This window comes from Bacillus sp. 165 (assembly GCF_017742235.1).
Taxonomy (GTDB): domain Bacteria; phylum Bacillota; class Bacilli; order Bacillales; family Bacillaceae_G; genus JAGHKQ01.
In genome coordinates this window covers 51,816-61,590 of record NZ_JAGHKQ010000013.1, presented here as the reverse complement: position 1 = coordinate 61,590, position 9,775 = coordinate 51,816, and the positions used below count along the sequence as shown (strand labels likewise).

Below are 9,775 nucleotides of genomic sequence, written 5' to 3'. Positions count from 1 at the left end.
ATTTGAGGAGAATCTACATGGCCAAAAGAGAACGCCGAACCTTTACTGAAGATTTCAAGCAACAGATCGTGCAGCTTTACCAAAATGGAAAACCAAGAAAAGAGATTATTCGTGAGTATGATCTGACTCCTTCTTCTTTAGATAAGTGGGTGAGTCAGAGTCAACAAACAGGTTCTTTTAAGGAGAAAGATAATGTAACGGATGAACAAAAAGAATTGATGGAACTCCGTAAAAGAAATAAGCAATTAGAAATGGAAAATGATATTTTAAAGCAAGCTGCGCTGATACTAGGACGAAAGTAAATGTAATCAAGAATAACCAACACAAATACTCGATATCAGCAATGTGCCAAGTCCTACAAATCCCTAGAAGCACCTATTATTATGAGGCAACAGAAAGGATCGAGGAAGATTTCGTTACCTCTGATGTGGTCGATATTTTTCACGCAAGCCGTCAAAACTATGGAACACGTAAAATCAAAGTAGAATTAAAAAAGCGTGGTCTTATCGTTTCCAGACGAAGAATCGGGCGCATCATGCAGGAGCAGGGTCTAGTTTCTTCATACACAATCGCTCAATTTAAACCGCATGTAAAATCTTGTAATCAATCAGAACAGAAGAATGAACTGAATCGTGAATTCGATCAGGAACAAGAAATGGCCGCAATTGTTAGCGATTTAACATACGTAAGAGTGAATCAAAAATGGAATTACGTATGTGTCTTTGTCGATCTCTTTAATCGAGAAATTGTAGGTTGTAGTACAGGGCCAAATAAAGATGCATTACTCGTTTATCGTGCGTTAGCTTCTATTAAGGTCGACCTTAATAAGATACAGCTATTTCATACGGATCGAGGAAACGAGTGTAAAAATAAATTGATCGATGATGCCTTAAAGACATTTAATATACAACGATCCTTAAGCATGAAAGGCTGCCCGTATGATAATGCAGTAGCCGAAGCGACATTTAAAATCATCAAAACCGAGTTTGTGAAAGGCAGACACTTTACTAATTTAGAAGAATTAACAAGGGAATTACAGGACTATGTCCACTGGTTTAATAACATACGAATTCACGGAACCCTTGGATATGAAAGTCCGATTGATTATAAAGATAAACACCTTAAAAAAGTTGTCTAGTTTAGTGTTGACATACCATCTTTTAGATTTAATAAATTACTCAACCCTGAAATCTTTTTATGCCACGTTATATACAATTTTTCTAATGTAGTTAAATTACCTAAATCTAGTTCAACTTTTATTTCGCCAGTACCTAATTTTTTAAGATTCTTTAAAATATATAATTTCGATATATCTTCAATAAAATGGTTATTGATATACAATGCTTCGATATCTGGACATTCACTTAACAATGATAGATCTTTATATTTATCAAAGTTTTCGTTTATTTTTACTTCCTTAATTTCATAATCATTTATTAATTTGAAACAATTCTCTAAATTATTTTGATTCAAAATAACACATTTTGTTCCATCATTTGATTCAGTAACTTTAACATTATTAATTCGATAGCTTCTCATTTTTCTCACCTTTTATAATTATATACACTAAACCTGAATAGCTATATTTTATCATTTCCTTATGCAACTTTCCTGCCAATTAGTTGAATAAGAAAACTTAGAAACTACTTAGAGCCTTTTAATAAAAGGGTGTTTTTGTTGAAGCGTATTACATCGAAAATAAAATGTTAGGTTCATTATGGTGGCCAAGCATTATTTATAAACTCACTAACGCCTCCTGTAAGTTTGAATATAACTTTAAATTCTTTTTAAGAAAGAGACATATTTTAGTTGTCTTTTCTAATTTCTAAAACAAAGATATAAATTTCATCAAGAATGTTGATAAACCCACCAACATCTATTGTGTTGTCAATTACAGTCGACACATGTTGAAGTTGTTGCAAAATTAATATTGAAATAGATAGAAGCTCATTCTAACTTTAGTTTGGATGAGATTTTTTAAGAAATATAAAGTATATTTTATTGGAAATTTTGGATGGTTTATAAAAGGGGTACCCAAGTGGAACTTTACTCATTGGGTACCCCTTAGTCTTTATTTAAAACACTTTCGTAGTCCAATCCTCACAGTTCCAAATATCAGTCGCAATTTCACGATAGAAATCAGGTTCGTGGGATACCATTAAGATACTTCCGCGATATGCCTTTAAAGCACGCTTCAATTCTTCTTTTGCGTCAACATCCAAGTGATTGGTAGGTTCGTCTAGAATTAATAAATTCGTTTCTGTGTTTAAAATTTTACACAATCGAACTTTGGCTTTTTCGCCACCTGAAAGGACTTCGATTTTACTTTCAATATGTTTCGTCGTTAATCCACATTTTGCAAGAGCAGCACGGACTTCAGCCTGATTCATACTTGGGAACTCGCTCCAAATTTCTTCGATACAAGTGTTGTAGTTGGACTGTTTAACTTCCTGTTCGAAGTAACCGATGTATTGATACTCACCACGTTCCACTTTACCCGAAATCGGATTAATCAACCCAAGAATACTTTTTAAAAGAGTAGATTTGCCAATACCGTTTGCACCAACGAATGCAATTTTTTGTCCGCGTTCCATTTTCAAGTTCAGAGGGCGAGAAAGTGGTTCGTTGTAACCAATAACAAGATCTTCAGTCTCGAAAATCCAACGACTAGCTGTGCGAGCTTCTTTGAAATTAAACTCTGGTTTCGGCTTCTCTTTCGCCAATTCAATAACTTCCATTTTGTCGAGCTTCTTTTGACGAGACATCGCCATATTACGAGTCGCAACACTTGCCTTGTTACGAGCAACGAAATCCTTCAAATCAGCAATTTCTTGTTGCTGACGCTTATAAGCAGACTCTAGTTGTTGCTTCTTCATTTCATATATTTTTAAGAAGTTATCATAGTCTCCAACATAGCGATTCAACTCTTGGTTTTCCATATGATAGATCAAGTTAACAACATTGTTCAAGAATGGAATATCATGTGAAATCAAGATAAATGCATTCTCATATTCCTGTAAATAGCGCTTTAACCATTCGATATGCTGTTCATCCAAATAGTTCGTAGGCTCGTCTAGTAATAGGATTTCAGGTTTTTCTAGCAAAAGCTTAGCTAGCAAAACTTTCGTACGTTGCCCACCGCTTAGATCATTTACATCTCGATCGAGTCCAACATCGTCTAAGCCTAGACCACGAGCAACTTCCTCAACTTTTGAATTAATTTGATAGAAATCATTACTATCTAAAGTTTCTTGTAGCTCTCCAACCTCTGCAAGTAATGCATCGATATCAGCATCTTCATCACCCATTTTTGCATAAAGTTCATTGATCTCTGCTTCCGCATCAAATAGATATTGAAAAGCAGTACTCAAAGCGTCACGCATCGTAGTACCTTTTTGAAGTACAGCATGCTGATCTAAATAACCTACACGAACTTTTCGTGACCACTCAACTTTCCCCTCGTCGGGTTGCAACTTCCCAGTAACAATATTCATGAAAGTAGACTTACCCTCACCATTTGCCCCAACTAGTCCAACGTGTTCTCCTTTTAAAAGTCGAAAAGACACATCATTAAAAATCGCACGATCACCGAAACCGTGACTTAAATTTTGTACGTTTAATACGCTCATTTTTCTAACCCCTTATCTAATATCACATGTGGATATCTTACTAGATTTTGGCTGCTTTTTCTATCTTGAATTTATTTTTTGTAAAAAATGTAATTCAATTCTTGGGTTAAACTAAAGTCTGCCGTATCTTAATAAAATGAGATTATTGAATTATATATACTTGGGTGTATAAAAATTAGGTAAGAAACTATTATACAATCGAATCAGAAGGTAAGATATGAGTTATTCCTATGTGGGAATAAATGTAGAAAAAATAAAAAAATTGGTTGAGTTCTAAATTGAAATTTTTTTAAAACAATGGAAACTCATTAACACTTCATGTGTTGCGCCATATACTCTACACACGTGGAGTGTATGGCGCAACTCGTTTTAAAGTTTGTAAAGAACATTAAAAAAGTTTATGGAACTTTAAGAAGATGATCTTTGGTGTTGAACACGGGGCATCTTTTTTTTAGAAACAATTTCAATATAATGATTTGAATGTTAACAGGAGTAGCTTAAATGGTAGGATGAAAAATGTTGATAGCGTAAAAATCTATTGATTAAAAAATTAGTTACTATGTTACTAATTTATCTTATTTTCACTTTAAGGAGTGGGGAAAATTGTAAGTTGTAAACTTTCTACTCAATAGGTACTATTTTAGTATAGGACTGGAGGGCGTTATGGAAGAAAAAAAATGGTCGATTAGTTTAAGCTTACTTTTTTTATTGTTTGTATATGTACTTATTCACTTTGAAATAAATGCGAACAATATTGAAAATGCAGTTCAAAAATTACAGGGTCGAGAAGTAGACTCGAAGAAAAAACTTCATTTCGTACTTATTTCACAAGAGTTTGATAATCCGTATTGGAGAAAAGTACAGCAAGGAGCGAATGTTGCTGCAAAAAATTCTAACGTGAATGTTGAATATATTGGTCCTTTACGTACAAGTCCGGAAGAACAAATTAAATTATTAGAAAAGGCAATTGCTTCTCAGGTTGACGGGATTATCGTACAAAGTCTTGATGAGAAAACTTTTGCACCTGTAATTGATAAAGCGGTTTCGCAACATATTCCGGTTATTACAATTGATACAGATGCACCAAAAAGTAAGCGTATAGCGTATGTTGGTACGAATAATTTTAGTGCAGGAGAGCAGCTTGGTAAAATCGTTGCAGCAAAAACGAATGGTGTCGGAAAAATTGGGATTATTATAGGAAGTGAAAAATCAGAAAGTCAACAGATGAGACTAAATGGTTTTTTAAATGTTGTTAAGAAATATCCAAAATTACAAGTAAAAGCTATTGAAACCTCTAATATCTCAATTATTCAAGCAAAACTCCAAGCCGAGAATATGTTACGCAATAATACAGATGTTTCAATTATGGTTGGTACAAGTGCTTTAGATGCAATTGGGATTTTGAATGCGTCAAAAAATTTGAAGTTGAATAAAATTGAAATATTTGGATTTGATGATATTGAAGGTACACTTCAAGCAGTTCGGAACGAATCAATTAGAGCAACTGTTATTCAAAAGCCATATGAAATGGGCTTGCAATCTGTTCGATTATTGATAGACTCACTGCAAGGAAAAGTTATTGAGAAAGAAAATTTTACACCAACCGAGGTGGTGACGAAAGAAACGTTGGCCAGGAGGAGAAACGTTGAAAATTAGAACTAAGCTATTTATTTTCATACCTATTCTTGTTATTTTGTCAAATCTAGTTTCGTTTTTTATTTTTGAAAACAGCAAGAAAGTGCAAGAGAGTTATAATTTAATGATTAATGAAATTTTTTTATATAAGCAAATTTCTTTTGAAACACAAGAGAATTTACGATTATTAAGTAGTTATATTATTAATCCGCAGCCCAAAAACTATCAATCGATTTTAGAGCATAGAAGTAATCTCCAAAATTTAAAAAAGGAATTGTTAACACATAATGCCACCCAAAATAATCAACTTGTATTAGAAAACTTTACTCATATGATTGATTCGTTTTTAGAATTAGAAGCATCGATTACAAATAATCTTATTTCCCAAAATTTTTCAAGTTATACTGAACAATATCGCGATATAGAGAAAATATCAGGCTTTATTAGAGAAGATAGTCAGAATTTAGTTGATTTGGAGCTAAGTAATTATCAACCTATTTTTCTGAAAATTATTGCAAATAATCAGTCTATGAATCGATTAGGTGTACAGTTGTTTGTTATTACGACAGTTATTAGCATCGTTTTTGCAATATGGCTATCAAGGAGCATCGTCATTCCGATTAATCGTTTAGTTTATATGGCGAAGCAAATCGGAAAGGGGAATTTCAATGTAGCTCCTCCTACATTGTATCAAAATAATGAAATTGGTATTCTTGGTAAGATTCTCAGTGAAATGTCAAAGAACTTAAGTAATCTAATGACTAAAAATATTGAAATAGTGGAGAAGGACCGACTTGTAAAGGAGCTTGAATTAAAAGCTTTACAAAGTCAGATAAACCCACATTTCCTGTTCAATACGTTAAATGTTATATCTAAGTTAGCTTATATAGAAGGAGCCGAACAAACGAGTGATCTTACCGTATCCACTTCGAACTTGTTACGATATAATTTACGAAAACTAGATGAACCTGTATGTCTTTTAGAGGAAGTTCGAAATGCTGAAGAATATTTTTCGATTCAAAAGGCAAGGTTTAGAGATCGCGTACGTTTTGAATTAAATATAGAAGAGTCTTGCTTAGGATATAAAGTCCCCTGTTTAACTTTACAACCCCTTCTTGAAAATGCGTTTATACACGGTATTGAAGGGATGGAAAAAGGAGCAGTAATAGGTCTTAATATAAAAAATCGCGAAAAATATATTTACATTGAAATTTATGATAATGGTGCTGGTATGAATGAAGAGACTAAAGAGGCTCTTTTGACATCGTTTATGCCGATCATATCTCAAAAAAGCTCGACCGGATTGGGTACAACAAACGTTTTTAAACGCTGGCGCCTCTTTTACGGCACAGAAGATATTGTGGATATCGAAAGTGAAGTAAATAAAGGGACAACCATTATTTTAAAACTTCCTGTCTCATCATAATTTTATAATTAAAGGAGGTAGCTATGTACAGATTATTAATTGTAGATGACGAACCATTAGAGCGTGAGGGGCTTGAATTAATGATTAAGCGTTCTATGCCTAATCAATTCCAAATTGAACAAGCTGAAAATGGACGAATTGCGATTGAAAAATCAATCGAATATCAACCTCATATTATCTTTATGGATATCAAAATGCCTGGTATTCAGGGACTTGAAGCAGTTTCTGTTATAAAGCAAAAACTACCTGATACGAAAACCATCATTGTAACAGCATATGATTATTTTACATATGCACAAGAAGCGATTTCCTTAGGTGTAAAGGAATACATTTTAAAGCCTGCTAAAAAGGATCAAATCATTTCTTTACTTCAAAAGATGATCTCTGAAATTGAAGATGATCATAAGAAGAGATTACAAGAATTAAAATCGATTGAAAATTTATCCCTCATTCGCCCTTTAACGGAAAATGAATGTACGTTAATGTTAATGTTCAATACAGTTCAAGAACTAAATGTGAGTCAACTGTCTGAAATTCTTGGTTTTGAGATCAATTTAGGTTATGCAAGTGTCATTAAATTGCCAAAAGAAATTGTTCAAAATGAAAAGGAACAACGGAGAATATATGAATGTGTTAAGCATTTTATGAAATCCTCGAGAGTTTGTTTAGTTAGCCCAATAGTAGATGGTCAATTAGCCACATTTATTCCAGTACAGCTTAAGCAAGAAGATCTTCAAAAGCCTGTATTATATCAGGACGCTTTGAAGACGATTGAATATATAGAAAATCAAACAGGTTATAAAACGATGATTGGAATTGGTTCTTTAAAGCTAGGAGTTGAGGGGTTAAGACAATCTTATAAGGAAGCTTTATATGCAAGCTTAGAGTGTGAGGAATTAACACGAGTTTGTCTTTTTTCAGAGAAATTTACTTTGAGTATTTCAGATGAAGAAAAGCAAATTCTAATAGATTCATTTCGAAAAGCTGATTTAGAAGATGTTTTGAACCAATTCAATAATCTATTTGAAAGATTTATGAAATATGATGTTAAACAAGTTAGAACGGAATTACATTCTCTATTGAATCAAAGTGTTCAATTTCTTCGTAATTCATCGATTGAAGTTGAGAAATTTCATATCCCTGACTTAGATGATATTAGTCAATTGAAGAAGGCAGTGGAGCAACAAATAGTCAATTTGATTACAAAGATTGATCGAGAAAAAGAAATTAAGATGAATCATATGATGATATTGGCTAGGGAATATATTGCTCATCATTTTATTGAGGATATTTCATTAGAGCAGGTGGCCAATTATTTAAAGTTGAATCCATTTTATTTTAGCAAATTATTTAAAAAACAAACGGGAGAGACTTTCAGTGATTATTTAACGAATATGAGAATAAATAAAGCAAAACAATTAATGGAAAAAAGTGAATTGAGTTTAAAAGAAATTTGTTATCAAGTGGGCTATAATGATCCCAACTATTTTAGCCGAGTTTTTAAAAAATGTACAAACGAATCTCCTAAAGAATATAGGAAAACACTATTAAGGAATCTTTAAAGAATAAGAAGTGAAATGACTTTAATTTATATAAATCGATATGACCAAAGAACGATCATATCAAATAAGTGAACATGGGCGTTATTTGCCCATGTTCATTTATTTATGTGCATTTATATATTGAGTTTTTGGTTTAACTCTTTTTTTATTGCAATGTAATTTTACTGTATTAATATAATCCGATGTCAAAATAATGCTAGTTTTATAAACGATAATGTAAACGTTTTCTTAGATAAGGTAAATTAGTACAGGTAATAGACAAATGAGTGAAGGAAAAGAGAAAACGCTTCCAATGATATTCGTGTTAACCTTAATATGAAAGCGTAACCAGAGAAAAAGGGGGAAACATTTTGAAAAAGTTAACAAAGATTTTTGCAATAATTTCAGTATTTTTAGTAATGACTGTTCTTGCAACTGGATGCGGCTCTTCGTCGACATCTAGTGATAGCTCTTCTGTGGGTAAAAAAAGCAAAGATGGTAAAGTTGATATCGGTATTGTTTTACCTACAAAAGATGAGCCGCGTTGGACGCAAGACGAAACTCGTTTTAAAAATGCTTTAAAAGATACAGACTATTCAGTTGAGATTTTATTCTCACAAGGTGACTCTGCTAAAGAAAAAGCAAATGTTGATTCTTTAATTGCAAAAGGCATCAAAGTTTTAATTATTTGTCCTCAAGATGGCGCTGCAGCTGCAGCTTCAGCTGAAGCTGCAAAAGCTGCTGGAATTAAAGTAATCTCGTACGATCGATTAATTACAGGTACTGACGCAGTTGATTATTATGTATCATTTGATAGCGTTGCTGTAGGTGCTGCACAAGCACAATACCTTGTAGATCATGCTTCAGGTAAAACAGGTCAACCTTTATACTTATATGCAGGTGCTGCATCTGATAATAATGCATTCTTATTCTTCCAAGGTGCTTGGGAAGTTCTTCAACCTAAAATTGCTGATGGTACATTTAAAGTTGAGAATTCATCGGCTGCAGTTGATTTAAAAGATAAGGCTGAGTTAACTCGTGATGAACAAGCAAAAATTATCGGTCAAGTAACAACTAACTGGGATTTCAACGTAGCAAAGAACTTAGTGGCATCTAACTTAACAAAAGCTACAAAAGCTGATAAAGGCGATGTATTAGTTCTTGCTCCAAATGATGGAACAGCTCGTTCAATCGCTGATACTTTTAAAGCAGACAAAGATGTATCTTCGTATGTAATAACTGGTCAAGATGCTGAAAAAGCTTCTGTACAATACATTATTGATGGAAAACAATCTATGACTGTTTTTAAAGATGTTCGTACGTTAGTTAAAGATGCAATCGCTACTGCTACGTCAATCTTAAAAGATGAAACACCTGATGCTTCAGGAATTACAAACAATGGTAAAGCGGATATCCAAACAAAACAAACGAATATTATCGTTGTGGATCAAAGTGTAGTGAAGAAAGAGTTAGTGGATTCTGGATACTATAAAGCTTCAGAATTTACTGGATTGAAATAATTAACACAATAAATATTTTAAACT

7 protein-coding genes are annotated in these 9,775 nt (G+C 33.0%); 5 read left to right on the top strand and 2 right to left on the bottom strand.

What is annotated here, in order from left to right; genetic code table 11:
* The first annotated feature begins 17 nt into the window (after positions 1 to 17).
* A protein-coding gene (locus tag J7Q84_RS15435) for an IS3 family transposase (protein ID WP_209095694.1) occupies positions 18 to 1,138 on the top strand; the annotation gives its coding sequence in 2 pieces (ribosomal slippage) (positions 18 to 267 and positions 267 to 1,138; 1,122 coding nt in all).
* Here J7Q84_RS15435 and J7Q84_RS15430 read toward each other — a convergent pair.
* Both J7Q84_RS15430 and J7Q84_RS15425 read right to left on the bottom strand, forming a co-directional pair.
* A complete protein-coding gene (locus J7Q84_RS15430) occupies positions 1,135 to 1,539 on the bottom strand; it encodes a hypothetical protein (RefSeq protein WP_209095678.1) in 405 nt (134 codons plus the stop codon). The genes J7Q84_RS15435 and J7Q84_RS15430 overlap by 4 nt on opposite strands.
* Positions 1,540 to 2,075: 536 nt before the next feature.
* The gene (locus tag J7Q84_RS15425; protein ID WP_209095677.1) at positions 2,076 to 3,629 is read right to left on the bottom strand and encodes an ABC-F family ATP-binding cassette domain-containing protein; all 1,554 of its coding nucleotides are present in this window, start codon (positions 3,627 to 3,629) and stop codon (positions 2,076 to 2,078) included.
* A gap of 663 nt (positions 3,630 to 4,292) precedes the next feature.
* On the opposite strand from J7Q84_RS15425, the gene J7Q84_RS15420 reads away from it, so the two are divergent.
* From J7Q84_RS15420 to J7Q84_RS15405, 4 genes are all read left to right on the top strand, one after another.
* On the top strand, positions 4,293 to 5,285 hold the full coding sequence (locus J7Q84_RS15420; RefSeq protein WP_209095675.1) for a sugar-binding protein: 993 nt from the start codon (positions 4,293 to 4,295) through the stop codon (positions 5,283 to 5,285).
* On the top strand, positions 5,275 to 6,690 hold the full coding sequence (locus J7Q84_RS15415) for a sensor histidine kinase (protein WP_209095674.1): 1,416 nt from the start codon (positions 5,275 to 5,277) through the stop codon (positions 6,688 to 6,690). Before J7Q84_RS15420 ends, J7Q84_RS15415 begins: the two co-directional genes overlap by 11 nt.
* Positions 6,691 to 6,713: 23 nt before the next feature.
* The gene (locus J7Q84_RS15410; protein WP_209095673.1) at positions 6,714 to 8,252 is read left to right on the top strand and encodes a response regulator transcription factor; all 1,539 of its coding nucleotides are present in this window, start codon (positions 6,714 to 6,716) and stop codon (positions 8,250 to 8,252) included.
* A gap of 350 nt (positions 8,253 to 8,602) precedes the next feature.
* On the top strand, positions 8,603 to 9,751 hold the full coding sequence (locus tag J7Q84_RS15405; RefSeq protein WP_247739308.1) for a sugar ABC transporter substrate-binding protein: 1,149 nt from the start codon (positions 8,603 to 8,605) through the stop codon (positions 9,749 to 9,751).
* Positions 9,752 to 9,775: the final 24 nt, after the last annotated feature.

Coding starts and splice junctions, on each gene's coding strand:
- J7Q84_RS15430 (WP_209095678.1), bottom strand. CDS start 1,539: ATGAGAAGCTATCGAATTAATAATGTTAAAGTTACTGAATCAAATGAT.
- J7Q84_RS15425 (WP_209095677.1), bottom strand. CDS start 3,629: ATGAGCGTATTAAACGTACAAAATTTAAGTCACGGTTTCGGTGATCGT.
- J7Q84_RS15420 (WP_209095675.1), top strand. CDS start 4,293: ATGGAAGAAAAAAAATGGTCGATTAGTTTAAGCTTACTTTTTTTATTG.
- J7Q84_RS15410 (WP_209095673.1), top strand. CDS start 6,714: ATGTACAGATTATTAATTGTAGATGACGAACCATTAGAGCGTGAGGGG.